General features: G+C 61.0%; 13 protein-coding genes. 1 reads left to right on the top strand and 12 read right to left on the bottom strand.

Annotated elements, in window-relative coordinates:
* Positions 1–19 precede the first annotated feature (19 nt).
* From POF45_RS21600 to POF45_RS21545, 12 genes are all read right to left on the bottom strand, one after another.
* Positions 20–1270: a flavohemoglobin expression-modulating QEGLA motif protein gene (locus tag POF45_RS21600; RefSeq protein WP_259503099.1), complete on the bottom strand. Its 1251-nt coding sequence runs from the start codon at positions 1268–1270 to the stop codon at positions 20–22.
* A 177-nt stretch (positions 1271–1447) separates the two neighbouring features.
* Entirely contained in the window at positions 1448–2164 is a 717-nt protein-coding gene (locus tag POF45_RS21595; protein WP_282316677.1) for a TetR/AcrR family transcriptional regulator, read from the bottom strand.
* A gap of 100 nt (positions 2165–2264) precedes the next feature.
* The gene (gene lysS / locus POF45_RS21590) at positions 2265–3767 is read right to left on the bottom strand and encodes a lysine--tRNA ligase (protein WP_259499804.1); all 1503 of its coding nucleotides are present in this window, start codon (positions 3765–3767) and stop codon (positions 2265–2267) included.
* Positions 3768–3838: 71 nt separating this feature from the next.
* Positions 3839–4934, bottom strand: a protein-coding gene (gene prfB, locus POF45_RS21585; protein ID WP_259499802.1) for a peptide chain release factor 2 whose coding sequence is annotated in 2 segments (ribosomal slippage) — positions 3839–4861 and positions 4863–4934 — 1095 coding nt in all. Because the reading frame shifts where the segments join, the coding sequence is not laid out codon by codon here.
* 163 nt (positions 4935–5097) lie between these two features.
* Complete coding sequence (locus POF45_RS21580) at positions 5098–6099, bottom strand: response regulator (RefSeq protein WP_259499800.1); 1002 nt, start codon at positions 6097–6099, stop codon at positions 5098–5100.
* A gap of 48 nt (positions 6100–6147) precedes the next feature.
* Entirely contained in the window at positions 6148–7158 is a 1011-nt protein-coding gene (locus POF45_RS21575; RefSeq protein ID WP_259499799.1) for a chemotaxis response regulator protein-glutamate methylesterase, read from the bottom strand.
* Positions 7155–9449 (bottom strand): hybrid sensor histidine kinase/response regulator, encoded by a 2295-nt coding sequence (locus POF45_RS21570; protein ID WP_282316676.1) that lies wholly within the window; start codon positions 9447–9449, stop codon positions 7155–7157. The genes POF45_RS21575 and POF45_RS21570 overlap by 4 nt, the downstream gene beginning before the upstream one ends.
* Entirely contained in the window at positions 9446–10129 is a 684-nt protein-coding gene (locus tag POF45_RS21565) for a chemotaxis protein CheW (protein ID WP_259499795.1), read from the bottom strand. The genes POF45_RS21570 and POF45_RS21565 overlap by 4 nt, the downstream gene beginning before the upstream one ends.
* Entirely contained in the window at positions 10126–11397 is a 1272-nt protein-coding gene (locus tag POF45_RS21560) for a CheR family methyltransferase (protein ID WP_259499793.1), read from the bottom strand. Before POF45_RS21560 ends, POF45_RS21565 begins: the two co-directional genes overlap by 4 nt.
* Complete coding sequence (locus POF45_RS21555; RefSeq protein WP_259499791.1) at positions 11394–11930, bottom strand: chemotaxis protein CheW; 537 nt, start codon at positions 11928–11930, stop codon at positions 11394–11396. The genes POF45_RS21560 and POF45_RS21555 overlap by 4 nt, the downstream gene beginning before the upstream one ends.
* Positions 11930–13552: a methyl-accepting chemotaxis protein gene (locus POF45_RS21550; RefSeq protein WP_259499789.1), complete on the bottom strand. Its 1623-nt coding sequence runs from the start codon at positions 13550–13552 to the stop codon at positions 11930–11932. The genes POF45_RS21555 and POF45_RS21550 overlap by 1 nt, the downstream gene beginning before the upstream one ends.
* A 403-nt stretch (positions 13553–13955) precedes the next feature.
* Positions 13956–14678, bottom strand: a complete 723-nt coding sequence (locus POF45_RS21545) for a tellurite resistance TerB family protein (protein ID WP_282316674.1) — start codon at positions 14676–14678, stop codon at positions 13956–13958.
* 196 nt (positions 14679–14874) lie between these two features.
* Between POF45_RS21545 and POF45_RS21540 the strand changes: the two genes are divergently transcribed.
* Positions 14875–15789 carry a LysR family transcriptional regulator gene (locus tag POF45_RS21540; RefSeq protein ID WP_259499786.1) on the top strand — a complete coding sequence of 305 codons (915 nt, stop codon included), beginning with the start codon at positions 14875–14877 and terminating at the stop codon, positions 15787–15789.
* The last annotated feature ends 98 nt before the right edge of the window (positions 15790–15887 follow it).

The following is a 15887-nucleotide window of genomic DNA, read 5'->3' as shown; positions in this document are numbered from 1 at the left end:
ACAGGAGAGGGTGTCATCGTTAAAGGATGTTCGAGTAATCCGCCTCGATCCGATCCAGGCTCAGGTGGTTGAGGAAGTTGGAGAAGCACATCCACGCCGACAACGCGTTCATGTCCCTGAACTGTTCCGGCAAATACTTGGGCGGCACTACCAAGCCCTCATCGACCAACTGACGCAAGGTGCGCATGTCTTCCAGCGTGGTCTTGCCGCAGAACAATAGCGGCACCTGCTCAAGCTTGCCTTTACGCACGGCCAACTGAATGTAGTTGTAAACCATGATAAAGCCCTTGAGGTAGGACAAGTCTTTGGTGAATGGCAGACCTGTCGGTGTCGAACCACGGAAAACCCGACTGGCATTGCCATAGCTTTCGGCCATTTCAAAGCCTTGCTCACGGAAGAACTCGAACACCTGCAAAAAGTCCGCGCCCTCCTCCACCATGTGGATGGCACGAGTGCGGTTGGTCAGCTTTCGCAGGCGGCTCGGGTAGGAGGCGAAGGTGATGATTTCCATCAGGATCGCCAGGCCTTCCTGGGTCACGGTGGACGACGGCGGGCCTTTGGACAGGAAAGTGCAGATCGGCTGGTTCAGGCCGTTGAGGGTGGTGCCGACATGCACCAGGCCTTCATGGACTTCCAGCGCACGCACGTCGCGGTCGTTGAACATCGCGTCGGCGCGGATCTTGATGTAGTCGGCGCCCGCCGCTGCGTCGGCGACGATCCCGTCGGACTCGAACACCCGAATGGTTTCCTCGGCCTCGCCAAACACCTTGTTCAGCCGGGTTTGCAGCAGGTTGACAGCGTCCTTGGCGGTGAGGGTTTTCGGTTCGTCCTTGAGGTCGCCACGGCCGTCGATGTTATTCAGGTAGTCGGAGAGCATCAGGCCCAGGTCGGCCAGGGTCGGGTCGCCGGCGTGAAACGCATCCGATGCCGCGCCATACAGCTCCTGGGAAATCAGGCCGAAATCCTCGGTGCCGCGTGCCTCGAGCATGCGCACCACCATCCGGTATTCCTTGCACATGCGGCGCATGATCTGGCCGACCGGATTGAACTGGCCCAGCTGGCGGGTGATGTCGCGCTCGATGTTCTGGAATTCCAGCTTCACCTTGCTGGAGTCGAACGATAGCGGCCGATTGAGGTAATAGTCGCGATCGACCGCCGGCATTTCCTTGCCTTTGGCCTTGAGGAAGCCCTTGCGGATGTTCTCGTCCCACTTCACTGCATCGAGGACGCGAATCGGCGTCTGCGCCAGCACAATGCGGTCGGACAACATGCGAATCGTCTGCTGGTAATCGTCCACCCGAAACTCCTGTTAAAACCCTTGGCAAAACTGGCCCTTGTGGGAGCGAGCTTGCTCGCGATGGCGTCATGTCAGGCAACAAAGATGTTGAATGTCAGACAGCTATCGCGAGCAAGCTCGCTCCCACAGGGTTTTGTGCTCACATAAAAATCACACCGACGCCAATACCAGGTGCATATAGCGGTTCAGGATACCGAGCATGTCCTCTTCGGCCAAAGGCTCGGCATCGTTGAGCAGGCCCTGATATTCCATGCGACCGATGATAGCCGTCAACACCTTGGCATCCTGTTGCGGCTCGCGTGAACCCAGAACCTGGAAAAGCTGGCACGTGCCCTGTAGCAGAATCTGCTGGTGGGAACGTACCAGCAGCGCCAGGCGCGGATTAAGCAGCGCTTCCTGGCGGAACGCCTGCTCGGCCATCAAGTGCTCGCGGCGATTGAGCAGTTGCCGGTGCACATAGTCGGCCATCAACCGGGCAATATTGTCCGCCAGTTGCGAACGCGACTCGGGGCTGCCGTCGCCGCTGACCACCATCTCACGCAGCAGACCTTCGTTGTTTATCCACAGCATGGCCATGTAAGCGGCGCTGCGCTCCACGTATTGCGCGAAGGTATCGGTGAGCAAGTCATCGATGTCCTTGAAATAGTAAGTGGTGGCCGACAACGGCACACCCGCTTCAGCCGCCACCGCCCGATGGCGTACCGCACGCACGCCGTCGCGTACGACGATGCGCATCGCTGCATCAAGAATGTCCTGTCGGCGCTGCTCGCTGCCCTGGCGGCTGGCCTTGCGGCCCTGATACTGAACACTTTCAGCGACCGCAGTGGCGATGCCCGCTGCACCTTCTTGAGCAATTGCACGATTCACGACAGGCATTTCCTCTCAAATGAAAGTAACAAATTGATACGTTTGTACCAGACAGGCAATAAAAAGCCGCCTGTCATAGGCGGCTTTTTAATTGAAGCACTTACGCTTGCGGCCGCATGTGCGGGAACAGGATCACGTCGCGGATCGACGGTGAGTTGGTCAACAACATCACCAGACGGTCGATACCGATGCCTTCACCGGCGGTCGGCGGCATGCCGTATTCCAGTGCGCGAACGAAGTCGGCGTCGTAGTGCATGGCTTCGTCGTCGCCGGCGTCCTTGTCGGCCACCTGAGCCATGAAGCGCTCGGCCTGGTCTTCCGCGTCGTTCAACTCGGAGTAGGCGTTGGCGATTTCACGGCCGCCAATGAACAGCTCGAAACGGTCGGTGACGTTCGGGTTGTCATCGTTACGACGGGCCAGCGGCGACACTTCGAACGGGTACTGGGTGATGAAGTGCGGCTGTTCCAGCTTGTGCTCGACCAGTTCTTCGAAAATCATCACTTGCAGCTTGCCCAGGCCTTCGAAGCCCAGCACCTTGGCGCCGGCTTTCTTGGCGATGGCGCGAGCCTTGTCGATGTCGGTCAGGTCGTCAGCGCTCAGCTCGGGGTTGTACTTGAGGATCGAGTCGAACACCGACAGACGCACGAACGGTTCGCCGAAGTGGAACACCTTGTCGCCGTACGGCACGTCGGTGCTGCCCAGGACCAGTTGCGCCAGTTCGCGGAACAGTTCTTCGGTCAGGTCCATGTTGTCTTCGTAGTCGGCGTAGGCCTGGTAGAACTCCAACATGGTGAATTCAGGGTTGTGACGAGTCGAAACGCCTTCGTTACGGAAGTTGCGGTTGATCTCGAACACTTTCTCGAAGCCGCCCACAACCAGGCGCTTGAGGTACAGCTCCGGCGCGATGCGCAGGTACATGCCCATGTCCAGCGCGTTGTGGTGAGTTTCGAAAGGCTTGGCTGCGGCACCACCCGGAATGGTTTGCAGCATCGGCGTTTCGACTTCCAGGAAGTCACGCTGCATCAGGAAGGCGCGGGTGTGGGCAATCACTTGCGAACGCACGCGGAAGGTATGGCGCACGTCTTCGTTGACGATCAGGTCAACGTAACGCTGGCGGTAGCGCTGCTCGGTGTCGGACAGGCCGTGGTGCTTGTCCGGCAGTGGGCGCAGGGATTTGGTCAGCAGGCGCACGCTGGTCATTTCAACGTACAGGTCGCCCTTGCCGGAACGGGCCAGTGTGCCTTCGGCGGCAATGATGTCGCCCAGGTCCCAGGTCTTCACCGCGGCCAGGGTTTCTTCCGACAGGGTTTTACGGTTGACGTAAACCTGAATGCGACCGGACATGTCCTGGATCACCATGAACGAGCCACGGTTGAGCATGATGCGACCGGCAACCTTGACCGCGATTGCGGCCTCCGCCAGCTCTTCCTTGGTCTTGTCGACGTACTGCTTCTGCAAGTCTTCGCAGTAGGCGTCACGGCGGAAGTCGTTCGGGAAAGCATTGCCCTTGGCGCGCTCGGCAGCCAGCTTTTCCTTGCGCAAGGCGATCAGGGAGTTTTCTTCCTGTTGCAGGGCTTGCGGGTCGAGTTCTAGGTCGCTCATGTCTTTAAAAATTCCATCACAGGTTCGTTGCCCCCACCGGTGGCAGGGGACTTAAGGTCTTGACTGACGGTTTACAGCCCTTGTTTGAGGCTGGCCACCAGGTATTCGTCGATATCGCCGTCGAGCACCTTGTCGCAGTCGCTGCGTTCGATGTTAGTGCGCAAATCCTTGATTCGCGACGCATCGAGTACATACGAGCGAATCTGGTGACCCCAGCCGATGTCCGACTTGGTGTCTTCCAGGGCCTGGGAGGCGGCGTTGCGTTTCTGCACTTCCTGCTCGTACAAGCGCGCCCGCAACATTTTCATCGCGGTGTCTTTGTTGGCGTGCTGGGAGCGTTCGTTCTGGCAGCTGACCACGGTGTTGGATGGTACGTGGGTGATACGTACGGCCGAGTCGGTGGTGTTTACGTGCTGACCACCGGCACCGGAGGAGCGGTAGGTGTCGATGCGCAGGTCCGACGGGTTGATGTCGATTTCGATGTTGTCATCGATTTCCGGCGACACGAACACGGCCGAGAACGAGGTATGGCGACGGTTGCCCGAGTCGTACGGGCTCTTGCGCACCAGACGGTGTACACCGATCTCGGTCCGCAACCAGCCAAAGGCGTACTCGCCCTTGATGTGCACGGTCGCGCCCTTGATCCCGGCGACTTCACCGGCGGACAGTTCCATGATGGTCGCGTCGAAGCCACGTTTATCGGCCCAGCGCAGGTACATGCGCAGCAGGATGTTGGCCCAGTCCTGGGCCTCGGTGCCGCCGGAGCCGGCCTGGATGTCCAGGTAGGCGTTGTTGGCGTCCATTTCACCGCTGAACATGCGACGGAATTCGAGTTTTTCCAGGGATTCGCGCAGACGTTCGACTTCGGCGGCGACGTCATCGACGGCGGCCTGGTCTTCCTCTTCGGCGGACATCAGCAGCAAATCCTTGGCGTCGGCCAGGCCGGTGTGCATTTCGTCGAGGGTTTCGACGATCTGCGCCAGCAGCGACCGCTCGCGGCCCAGTTCCTGAGCGTATGACGGGTTGTTCCAGACAGCCGGATCTTCAAGCTCGCGATTGACCTCAGTCAGACGCTCATGCTTTTGATCGTAGTCAAAGATACCCCCGAATAGTTTCGGAGCGCTCGGACAGGTCCTTGATACTGTTAAGGATCGGGTTGATTTCCATGGCGGGCAGCACTCGTTGGCGAACTTTTGAAAGCCGACGAGTATAACGTAATCAGACTGTCACGGCAGCCCGCCTGGCGGCTTTAGGGGTGAATGGTTTCAGACTGTTTGCAGTTTCGCTACCGCGTTGCGAGACGACAGGAAACCTGTGGGATCAGGCGCCCTCACTCGATCCCCACCTGATTACGCCCATTGTTCTTCGCCAGGTACAGCCCTTTATCCGCCGCCGAGATCAATTGCCGGCAATCGCTGCCCGCCTGCGGAATCACAGTCGACAGGCCGATACTGATCGTCAGGCTCGCCCCTTCAGCCGGAACGATGTGCGGGATTTTCAACGCTGCCACGGTCTGGCGCAGTTTCTCCGCCACCAGTCGCGCCCCGCCCGGCGAGGTGTTGGGCAATACCAGCGCAAATTCTTCACCGCCATAACGAGCCGGCAAGTCGGACGGCCGGGCGCTGGCATCGCGAATGGCGGTAGCGACCTTGCGCAGGGCTTCGTCGCCTTCCAGATGGCCGAAGCTGTCGTTGTAGGACTTGAAGTAATCGACGTCGATCATCAGCAACGACAGTTGCGTCTGGTCGCGCAGCGAGCGGCGCCATTCGAGTTCAAGGTATTCGTCAAAGTGGCGACGATTTGACAGCCCGGTCAGGCCGTCGGAGTTCATCAGCCGTTGCAGCACCAGATTGGTGTCAAGCAACTGCTGCTGGCTGACCCGCAACGCCCGGTAAGCGGCATCGCGTTGCAGCAGGGTCATGTAGGAGCGCGAGTGATAGCGGATACGCGCCACCAGTTCGATGTTGTCCGGCAGCTTGACCAGATAGTCGTTGGCGCCGGCGGCAAACGCCGCGCTCTTGATCAGCGGGTCTTCCTTGGTCGACAGGACGATGATCGGAATGTCCTTGGTCGCCGGATGATTGCGGTATTCGCGCACCAGGCTCAAACCGTCGAGGCCGGGCATGACCAGGTCCTGCAGAATCACCGTCGGCTTGATGCGAATGGCTTGGGCAATGGCCTGGTGCGGGTCGGCGCAGAAATGGAAGTCGATGTTCTCTTCATTCGACAGCCCACGGCGCACGGCCTCGCCGATCATCGCCTGATCATCCACCAACAACACCATGGCGGCGTTTTCGTCGGTCTTGTAGCCGTCGAGCTGTAAGTCATTCATGAGCTGTCACCTGAGTACTGCCGGGGCCAGGGTTGCCGGGGAAAATCGTCATTTGGGGAATATCTCCAGCAATCTTGGCGCTATCTTGTCCAGTGGGCGAATTTCCACGGCGGCGTCGATGGCCGCGGCCGCCTTCGGCATGCCATACACCGCACTGCTGTTCTGGTCCTGGGCGATGGTCAGATAACCCTGTTGGCGCATGAGTTTGAGCCCTTGCGCGCCATCACGGCCCATGCCGGTCAGCAAAACGCCCACCGCATCGCCGTTCCAGTAACTGGCCACACTCTCGAAAAACACATCGATAGAGGGCCGATATATCTCATTGACCGGTTCGGCGGTGTAAGCCAGCGTACCGTTTTTCAACAAGCGAATATGGTGATTGGTGCCCGCCAGCAACACCGTGCCAGGCTGGGGCGGTTCGCCCTCGCGAGCCAGGCGCACGTTCAGGCCGCTGGCGCTGCTGAGCCATTCGGCCATGCCGGCGGCGAACACCTGGTCCACATGTTGCACCAGGACGATGGCGGCGGAAAAATCCTTCGGCAGGCCCTTGAGTAACAGTTCCAGCGCCGCCGGCCCGCCTGCGGACGAGCCGATGGCCACCAGTCGCTGGCGCGACGCCGAGCTGCGCGACGGGGTCGGCGCCGAGCGCACCCGTTTGCCTTTCTCGCCAATCAGCCAGCCAATGTTCATGATCTTGCGCAACAATGGCGCGGCCGCTTCCTGGGCATTGCCGGCCCCAATGGCCGGTGTGTCGACCACGTCCAGCGCGCCGTGACCCATGGCTTCGAATACCCGGTGCACGTTCTGCTGGCGGTCGACGGTGACGATGACAATCGCGCACGGCGTTTCGGCCATGATCTGCCGGGTTGCCTCCACACCATCCATCACCGGCATGATCAGGTCCATCAGGATCAGGTCCGGGGTGTGTTCGGCACAGCGTTGTACCGCTTCGGCACCATTGGCCGCGACCCAGATCACCTGATGTGCCGGCTCGAAGGCCAGGGCACGGCGCAGGGCTTCCACCGCCATGGGCATGTCGTTGACGATTGCGATTTTCATGCCCGCGCACCTCCGATAAGCTCGACCACGGCGTCGAGCAGGGCATCGTCATGAAAACTGGCCTTGGCTAAATAATAGTCGGCCCCGGCGTCCAGTCCACGACGGCGATCTTCTTCGCGGTCCTTGTAGGACACCACCATCACCGGCAGCGATTGCAGGCGATTGTCCCGGCGCAGCAACGACACCAGTTCGATGCCATCCATGCGCGGCATGTCGATATCAGTGATCAACAGGTCAAAATCCTCCGAACGCAGGGCATTCCAGCCATCCATGCCATCCACCGCCACCGCCACGTCGTAGCCGCGATTGAGCAGCAGCTTGCGTTGCAACTCGCGCACCGTCAGCGAATCGTCCACCACCAGAATCCGTTTGCGTGCCGCTTCCACCGTTTGCTGGCTGTGACGGGCAATACGCTCCAGCCGGCCGGTGTTCAACAGTTTGTCCACCGAGCGCAGCATGTCTTCAACATCGACGATCAGCACCACTGAACCGTCGTCCAGCAACGCCCCGGCGGAAATGTCCTGCACCTTGCCCAGCCGCTCATCCAGCGGCAACACGACCAAGGTCCGCTCACCAACAAAGCGCTCGACGGCTACCCCGTAAATCGCCTCGCGCTCACGAATCACCACGACCTTGAGGGTCGCCTGGCTGCTCTGGCTCGCGGGACGGTGCAACAGCTGACTGGCGGCCACCAACCCGACATGCCGGCCTTCGTGCCAGAAATGCTGACGGCCTTCGAGCTGGACGATGTCGTCCGGCTCCAGGTCGCACATCCGTTCGATGTGAGCCAGTGGGAAGGCATAGGCCTCGTCGCCGACTTCCACCACCAGGCTGCGCACCACCGACAAGGTCAGCGGCACTTCCAGATGGAAACGACTGCCCTCGCCCGCCGTCTGTTCCAGCACCACGGCGCCGCGCAACTGGCGGACCATGTGCTGCACCGCATCGAGACCGACGCCGCGGCCCGAGACTTCGGTGACCGTATCGCGCAGGCTGAAACCCGGCAGGAACAGGAACGTCAGCAGCTCTTCTTCGCTCAGTTGAGCCGCTGTTTCAGTGGGGGACAATTGCCGTTCGACGACGCTGCGGCGGACTTTTTCCAGGTCCACCCCATTGCCGTCGTCGCTCAATTCCAGTACCAGCAGCCCGGCCTGATGCGAGGCGCGCAGGCGGATCAAGCCTTCTTCAGGCTTGCCGGCCAACAGCCGTTGCTGCGGGGTTTCGATACCGTGATCCACGGCATTGCGCAGCAGGTGCGTGAGCGGCGCTTCGAGTTTTTCCAGCACGTCACGATCGACCTGGGTCTTTTCCCCTTCGATCTCCAGACGCACCTGTTTACCAAGGCTGCGACCCAGGTCGCGGACCATGCGCACTTGTCCGCTCAGCACATCGGCAAACGGCCGCATGCGACAGGCCAGCGCCGTGTCGTACAACACTTGCGCGCGCTGACTGGCCTGCCAGGCAAATTCATCGAGTTCGGCGTTCTTTTCCGCCAGCAGGTGATGAGTTTCAGCGAGCAGACGGCGGGCGTCTTCAAGCGCCTCCTGGGCTTCCAGGCTCAAGGCGTGTTCCTTGAGGTGCACATTGAGATTTTCCAGTGCCCGCAAACCGTTGCCCTGCATACGCTTGAGGCGCTGCATGGTCGCCAGATGCGGCTTCAGACGCAGGGTTTCCACCAGCGATTTGCTCGACAGATCGAGCAGGCTGTTCAGGCGTTCAGCCGTGACCCGCAGCACGCGCTCACCGTTCTCGGTGGTGCGCCTGGATTTTTTCAGTGGCTCTGTCGGCATTACCGGCTCGACGACCGGGACCGGGATGGGGAGCTCGTCTTTGAGCCTGGGCGCTTCCATCTGCAACTCGGCCATCACCGGCGCCATTGATTGGCTGGCCAGTGCAGCGGCCATCGGATCGAGCAAATGCCCCATCAACGCCACATAAGCGTCGATCTCCACAGGTGCCGGAGCGCTACTCGGCGTGGCGATACGCATCAGCAAATCGGTGCCTTGCAGCAGCGCGTCGATGTGCTCGGGCCGCAGGTACAGTCGCCCTTCCTGAGCACTGACCAGACAATCTTCCATCACGTGCGCAACGCTGACCCCGGCATCGACGCCGACGATCCGCGCCGCGCCCTTGAGCGAGTGCGCCGCGCGCATGCACGACTCCAGATGATCGGCCTGGGTCGGGTCGCGCTCCAACGCCAACAGGCCGGTGCTCAGCACCTGGGTCTGGGCCTCGGCTTCCAGGCTGAACAGCTCCAGCAAAGAAGCGTCGCGCATTTGCTCGGGGGTCATGTGAGGCTCCGGGTCACGGCGGACAGCAATTGTTCTTCGTCCAGCCAACGCAGGCTTCGCCCCTTGAACTGCAACACACCGCGCGTGTACTTCGCACTGGCCTGCACGCCGGACTGCGAGGCGGCGTCCAGAATGCGTTCGTCGATGGCATGAATCCCGTCCACCTCGTCCACCGGCACCACCACCGGACCGCCCTGAGCGGCGATGATCAGCATGCGTGGCATGACCCGCGCACCAGAGACCACACCGACGGTCGCATCGAGGCCGAGCAATTCTACCAGCGACAGGCAGGCCACCAGCGCGCCGCGTACATTTGCCACACCGAGCAAAGCCCGGGAGCGCTGGTGCGGCAACGAGTGAATGGCTTGCATCGGCGCCACTTCCACCAAGGTGCGAGTGGCCAGGCCCAGCCATTCTTCGCCGAGCCGGAACATCAGCAGTGAACGGGTTTTCACATCGACTTCAACCGCTGCCGATACCTGCACACGATCGTCCTGCTGCAATGCATAACGGTCCAGCAAACGCGTTGCCGCCGCCGAATACACCGCGCAGTTACGGCAATGAATGTGCTCGATCAGCAGCGAACAGGATTTATCACCATGGATACCGATACGGTTCCAGCAGTCGTCGATGGCCTGGGCATCTTCATGGGTCACGCTCAAGGAGTCGGCGAGGCTCATCGTTTACGCTCACTGTCCACGGCGCGTTCGCTGCGGGCGGCACGCTCCTGCAATCGTCGGGCACCCGCCGTGTCGCCCTGGGATTGCAGCAAGGCTGCCAGGTGCATCAACGCGTCGGAATGTTGCGGTTCGAGGTACAACGCCTTGCGATAGAAACCCTGAGCCTGGAGCGCGCTACCGGCGACATCGCTGAGCAGTCCCAGCCAGTAAAACACCTGCGCTACCGGTTCATGGCTGCGCAAATAGAGGTCGCACGCGGCGCGGGCTTCGGCGCTTTTGCCCTCGTTGGCCAGGGCGGCGATGTTTGCCAGCAGTGTGGCGGCGTCCGGGTTGGCGGATTTCACCGTGACCGGCAGCGGCGACACCGCGGCAAAAGGCCGACTACGTACAGGTGACGGTACGGCATTGCGCACCGGTTGGCGCACCGGCAGCGGCGTCGGCACAAAGGCCGGCAGCGGCGCGGGTTCTGGCGCAGCCTGGCGGTGGAAAGCAAACGACTGCGCGATGCCAATCGAGCGCATGCCAAAGCGCCCGAGCAAACTGCCCTCGGCCGGGCCGATAAACAGCACACCGTCGACATGGGTCAGGCGCTTGAGCACTTCAAAGACTTGTTGTTGGGTCGGCTGGTCAAAATAGATCAGCAGGTTGCGGCAGAATACGAAGTCGTAAGGCGGTTCGCTGCCCAGCAATGCCGGATCCAGCAGATTGCCGACCTGCAACCGCACTTGTTCACGCACCCGTTCGCTGAGGCGATAACCATCGCTTTCTTCAGTGAAGTGCCGCTCGCGAAAGGCGATGTCCTGGCCGCGAAACGAGTTCTTGCCGTACAGCGCGCGCTTGGCTTTTTCCACCGACAGCGGGCTGACGTCCATGCCTTCGACCTTGAACTGGTGCGGCTTGAACCCGGCGTCCAGCAGCGCCATGGCGATGGAATAAGGCTCTTCGCCGGTTGAGCATGGCAGGCTGAGAATCCGCAGGGCGCGCATGTTGTTGATCTCGGCCAGGCGCTTGCTCGCCAGTTTCGCCAGGGTGGCGAAGGACTCCGGATAACGGAAAAACCAGGTTTCGGGAACGATCACCGCTTCGATCAGCGCCTGCTGCTCATCCCGCGAACCTTGCAGGATGTGCCAGTACTCATCGGCAGACACCGCCTGGGACAACGTCGTGCGCTGGCGTACGGCACGCTCGATGATCGCCGGGCCAACCGACGTCACATCGAGGCCGATGCGCTCTTTGAGAAAATCGAAAAACCGCTGGTCGCTGCTCATCGCTGCTCCTCAAGCAGCGCCGGGCTCAGGGGCGGTGACGGAAAAAGCAGCGCACGCACCTGATCATCCAGCAAGTCGGCAACTCGCACCCATTGCAGTAATCCCTGAACGTCTTCGCGTACCGGGCCCAGATACGGCGCCTGACGATTGTCGAGGCCATAGGGCTGAAAGTCCGCTGGATCGCAACGCAACGTATCGGTGGCCTGCTCCAGAATCAGCCCGAGCAATTGTGCCTCGGCACTGTCGACGGGACGGTAATTGACCAGCACCAGACGTGTGCTGGTACGGGCCTGTGCCGGCTCGCCGAAGGTCAGTGCGCTGAGGTCGATCACCGGCACCACCGCACCGCGATAGGCGAACACCCCGGCCACCCACGCCGGCGCCCGGGCAATCGGTTTCAACGGCAGGCGCGGCAGCACCTCCGCCACCTCGATGGCCTGCAAGGCATAGCGTTGGTTGCCGATGCGAAACACCAGAAACAACGACTGCGCCGTCGGTTTCACAGCGCTGCGTTTGGCCGCGAGTTCGCTCATCAGACTTTGAATCGCGAAACGCCGCTGCGCAGCCCGACGGCCACCTGGCTCAGTTCGTCGATAGCAAAACTGGCCTGACGCAGGGACTCGACGGTCTGGCTGCTGGCATCGCCCAGTTGCACCAGCGCATGGTTGATCTGCTCGGCACCGGTGGCCTGGGCCTGCATGCCCTCATTGACCATCAGCACCCGCGGCGCCAACGCCTGCACCTGATGGATGATCTGCGACAACTGCTCGCCCACCTGCTGCACCTCGGACATGCCGCGACGCACTTCTTCGGAAAACTTGTCCATGCCCATGACCCCGGCCGATACCGCCGACTGGATCTCACGGACCATTTGTTCGATGTCATAGGTGGCGACAGCGGTCTGGTCCGCCAGACGCCGCACTTCGGTCGCCACCACGGCAAAACCGCGACCGTATTCACCGGCCTTTTCCGCTTCGATGGCGGCGTTCAGCGACAGCAGATTGGTCTGGTCGGCGACCTTGACGATGGTCACCACCACCTGATTGATGTTGCCGGCCTTCTCGTTGAGGATCGCCAGTTTGGCGTTGACCAGATCAGCCGCGCCCATCACCGAGTGCATGGTGTCTTCCATGCGCGCCAGCCCCTGCTGCCCGGAACCCGCCAGCACCGAGGCCTGATCGGCTGCGGTGGACACTTCGGTCATGGTGCGCACCAGATCCCGCGACGTGGCGGCGATTTCGCGTGACGTCGCACCAATTTCGGTGGTCGTGGCAGCGGTTTCGGTGGCGGTGGCTTGCTGTTGCTTGGAGGTCGCGGCGATCTCGGTCACCGAGGTCGTGACCTGCACCGACGAACGCTGGGCCTGGGACACCAGCGAGGTCAGCTCGGCCATCATGTCGTTGAAGCCGGTTTCCACCGCGCCGAATTCGTCCTTGCGCTCCAGATTCAGGCGGCCGCTGAGGTCGCCGGTGCGCATGATTTCGAGGATTTTCACGATGCGGTTCATCGGCGCCATGATCGCGCGCATCAACAACAGGCCACAGCCTGCGGCCGCCAATACGGCGATCAACAGGGAAATGCCCATGCTGGCTTTCGCCGCCACTACCGCATCATCAATGGCCGTGGTGGCGTGATCGGCCACCGCTTTGTTTTCACGAATGATGTCGTTGAGTTTCATGCGGCCTGCGGTCCAGGCCGGGGACAACTGCTCATTGAACAGCTTGATGGCCTCGGCTTGCTGATTGCGCTGGTGCAAATCCAGCACTGCGGCCTGGATACGGTTGTAGTCCTGATGGTCCTTTTCGAAGGTATCGAATTCAACCTTGTCTTCGGCAGTCGTGACGGTGGCGCGGTAGTTGGCCATTTGCTCCTGCAGCCGCGCTTCAAACGACTTGAAGTCCGCCACCTCTTCGGCGCTGATGCCCTGCCCCTGCTTGAGGCCCAGCAGTTCCAGGGTCTGGATGTAGCTGTCGACCCACGCACTGCGGATCATCGAGCTGAAATAGACGCCGGGCACGGCGTCGTCACGCACACTTTTCTCGCTGACTTCGATCTTCAACAGCCGGGAATACGAGACGACCACCATCAGCAGCATGATGGCGATAATTACCGCAAAGCTCGCCAAAATGCGTTGGCGTAACGTCCAGTTCTTCACAGTCAGTCCTCGAGGCCATTTTCAAATGCTGGGGAGTATAGCTGAGGGCGGTGTTTCATTTATAAGACGCTTGCCCTGCACGCATCCTGGCGCAAAACACCGGAATGGGCTCTGGAGTGGGACTTTCCGTCATCTCAGGGGGTGCTGGCTAGTGCCGATTCGGCAGAAACGAACCGTGGATCGGCCGTCGGGTGAGGGTGCACAGTTGGAAATGCCATCGCTGCCAGGCAGGGGGATGATTTTTGAACAGTGATGAGTTGCCCTGACACAAAACCTGTGGGAGCGAGCCTGCTCGCGAAAACGGCGTATCATCCAGCAAAAATGTTGAAGGTGACCCCGCATTCGCGAGCAGGCTCGCTCCCACTATTGGAGACGCGACAACCCTGATGCCGACCGTCCCGGGTTATGTCAACGCCTGACGCACCTGCTTCTCCAGCTCGGCTTTCAACGCCGGCTCCAGCTTCAACTGCCGCGCCAGTTCGTCGAGGTAGGACTTTTCCATGAAGTTTTCTTCGTCCACCAGCATCACGCTGGCGATGTACATTTCTGCGGCCATTTCCGGGGTGCTGGCGGCTCGAGCGACGTCGGCGGGGTCAAGGGGTTTGTTGAGTTCGGCGTGCAGCCAGTGTTGCAGTTCACGGTCGTTGTCCAGCTTGGTGAATTCGCCTTCGATCAGTGCACGTTCGCGCTCGTCAACGTGGCCGTCAGCCTTGGCTGCCGCGACCAGTGCCTTGAGAATGGCCTGGCTGTGCTGCTCGACCTGCGCGGGCGGCAAGCGATCAAGGGTTTGCGGCTCGCGCCGGGGGGCAGTGCCCTGTTGGGCCTGCCAGTTGCCGTAGGCCTTATAGGCCAGCACGCCCAACGCCGCGAGACCGCCATAGGTCAGGACCTTGCCGCCAACGCTACGCCCCTTTTTGCTGCCCAGCAGCAGACCCATGGCACCCGCCGCCAACGCTCCGCCCCCCGCACCGGAAAGCAGACTGCCGAGGCCATCTGAGCCAGCCGCACCGCCGAGCAAACCACCCAAGCCACCGGTGGACGATTTGTTCTGAGTGTTGCCGGACTTTTTCTGCAACATGTCCTGACCGGACTTGAGTAGCTGATCGAGCAATCCACGGGTGTTCATTTTGCCGCCTCCACGAAAGGGATTAACCGGACACTTGGGCCTGTAGCCTAGATCGAAAGTGCCCGATGCCGACCCACGAGAGTGCTTCCAGATGTTGCTCGTGGCTGGCGGCGCTTGGCCACGCCGACAGGGCCATCGATTAAAAAGATATACACTCAAACAAATCTATAAAAACCGCCCACCGGGTACGCTCCCCATGATGACCTTGCGTCAGATTCGTCATTTCATCGCCGTGGCCGAAACCGGCTCGATCTCCGCCGCCGCGCAGACCGCGTTCATTTCCCAATCGACCCTGACCCTGGCGATCCAGCAACTGGAGCAGGAAATCGGCGTCAGCCTGTTCAATCGCCACGCCAAGGGCATGACCCTGACCCACCAGGGCCATCAATTCCTGCGCCAGGCGCACCTGATTCTGGCCACCGTGGACAACGCCAAGCGCAGCCTGCAACACAGCACCGATCAAGTCGCCGGGCAGTTGATCGTCGGCGTGACCAGCCTGGTGGCCGGTTATTACCTGGCGGATTTGCTCACCCGATTCCAGCGCGCCTACCCCAACGTCGAGATCCGGGTCATGGAGGATGAACGCCCCTACATCGAGCATTTGCTGGTCAGCGGCGAGATTGATGTCGGCGTGCTGATCCTTTCCAACCTCGAAGACCGTCATGCCTTGCAGACCGAGGTCCTGACCCACTCACCTCATCGGTTATGGCTACCGGCCCAGCATCCACTGCTGGAGCACGACAGCATCAACCTTGCTGATGTGGCGCGCGAGCCATTGATTCAGCTAAACGTCGATGAAATGGACCGCAATGCCCAACGCATGTGGTCGGCGGCATCCCTGCAGCCGCGCATCACACTGAGGACCGCCTCGACCGAAGCGGTGCGAAGTCTGGTCGCCGCTGGCCTGGGCGTGTCGATCCAGCCCGACATGACATACCGCCCCTGGTCACTGGAGGGCGACATCATTGAAGCCCGCCCGATTGCCGACCTCAGCCAGACCCTCGACGTCGGCCTCGCCTGGCGCCGAGGCACCGCCCGACCGCCGCTGGTGGACCCGTTTCTGACGGTCGCTCGCGAGCAGCCTCACGGCGGACGCAAGCCATCTATTTAATCGAACGCCACCTTCAGTATTTAGTATTTGTCGACCTCGGGTCCGCGCACTAGTCTTGCTCCATCAATAAGACGGCCGGCCCCCTGTCACGGGGAGCA

Source organism: Pseudomonas fungipugnans (assembly GCF_029955235.1).
In the GTDB taxonomy this organism is placed as follows: Bacteria; Pseudomonadota; Gammaproteobacteria; order Pseudomonadales; family Pseudomonadaceae; genus Aquipseudomonas; species Aquipseudomonas fungipugnans.
Note: the sequence above shows the minus strand (reverse complement) of the source record. Positions and strands in the feature narration are given on the sequence as shown.

Bases quoted from the DNA above. Each gene is read 5' to 3' on its own strand.
- POF45_RS21600 (WP_259503099.1), bottom strand. From the start codon at position 1,270: ATGTTGTCCGACCGCATTGTGCTGGCGCAGACGCCGATTCGCGTCCTC.
- lysS (WP_259499804.1), bottom strand. From the start codon at position 3,767: ATGAGCGACCTAGAACTCGACCCGCAAGCCCTGCAACAGGAAGAAAAC.
- POF45_RS21580 (WP_259499800.1), bottom strand. From the start codon at position 6,099: ATGAATGACTTACAGCTCGACGGCTACAAGACCGACGAAAACGCCGCC.
- POF45_RS21575 (WP_259499799.1), bottom strand. From the start codon at position 7,158: ATGAAAATCGCAATCGTCAACGACATGCCCATGGCGGTGGAAGCCCTG.
- POF45_RS21570 (WP_282316676.1), bottom strand. From the start codon at position 9,449: ATGACCCCCGAGCAAATGCGCGACGCTTCTTTGCTGGAGCTGTTCAGC.
- POF45_RS21565 (WP_259499795.1), bottom strand. From the start codon at position 10,129: ATGAGCCTCGCCGACTCCTTGAGCGTGACCCATGAAGATGCCCAGGCC.
- POF45_RS21560 (WP_259499793.1), bottom strand. From the start codon at position 11,397: ATGAGCAGCGACCAGCGGTTTTTCGATTTTCTCAAAGAGCGCATCGGC.
- POF45_RS21555 (WP_259499791.1), bottom strand. From the start codon at position 11,930: ATGAGCGAACTCGCGGCCAAACGCAGCGCTGTGAAACCGACGGCGCAG.
- POF45_RS21545 (WP_282316674.1), bottom strand. From the start codon at position 14,678: ATGAACACCCGTGGATTGCTCGATCAGCTACTCAAGTCCGGTCAGGAC.
- POF45_RS21540 (WP_259499786.1), top strand. From the start codon at position 14,875: ATGATGACCTTGCGTCAGATTCGTCATTTCATCGCCGTGGCCGAAACC.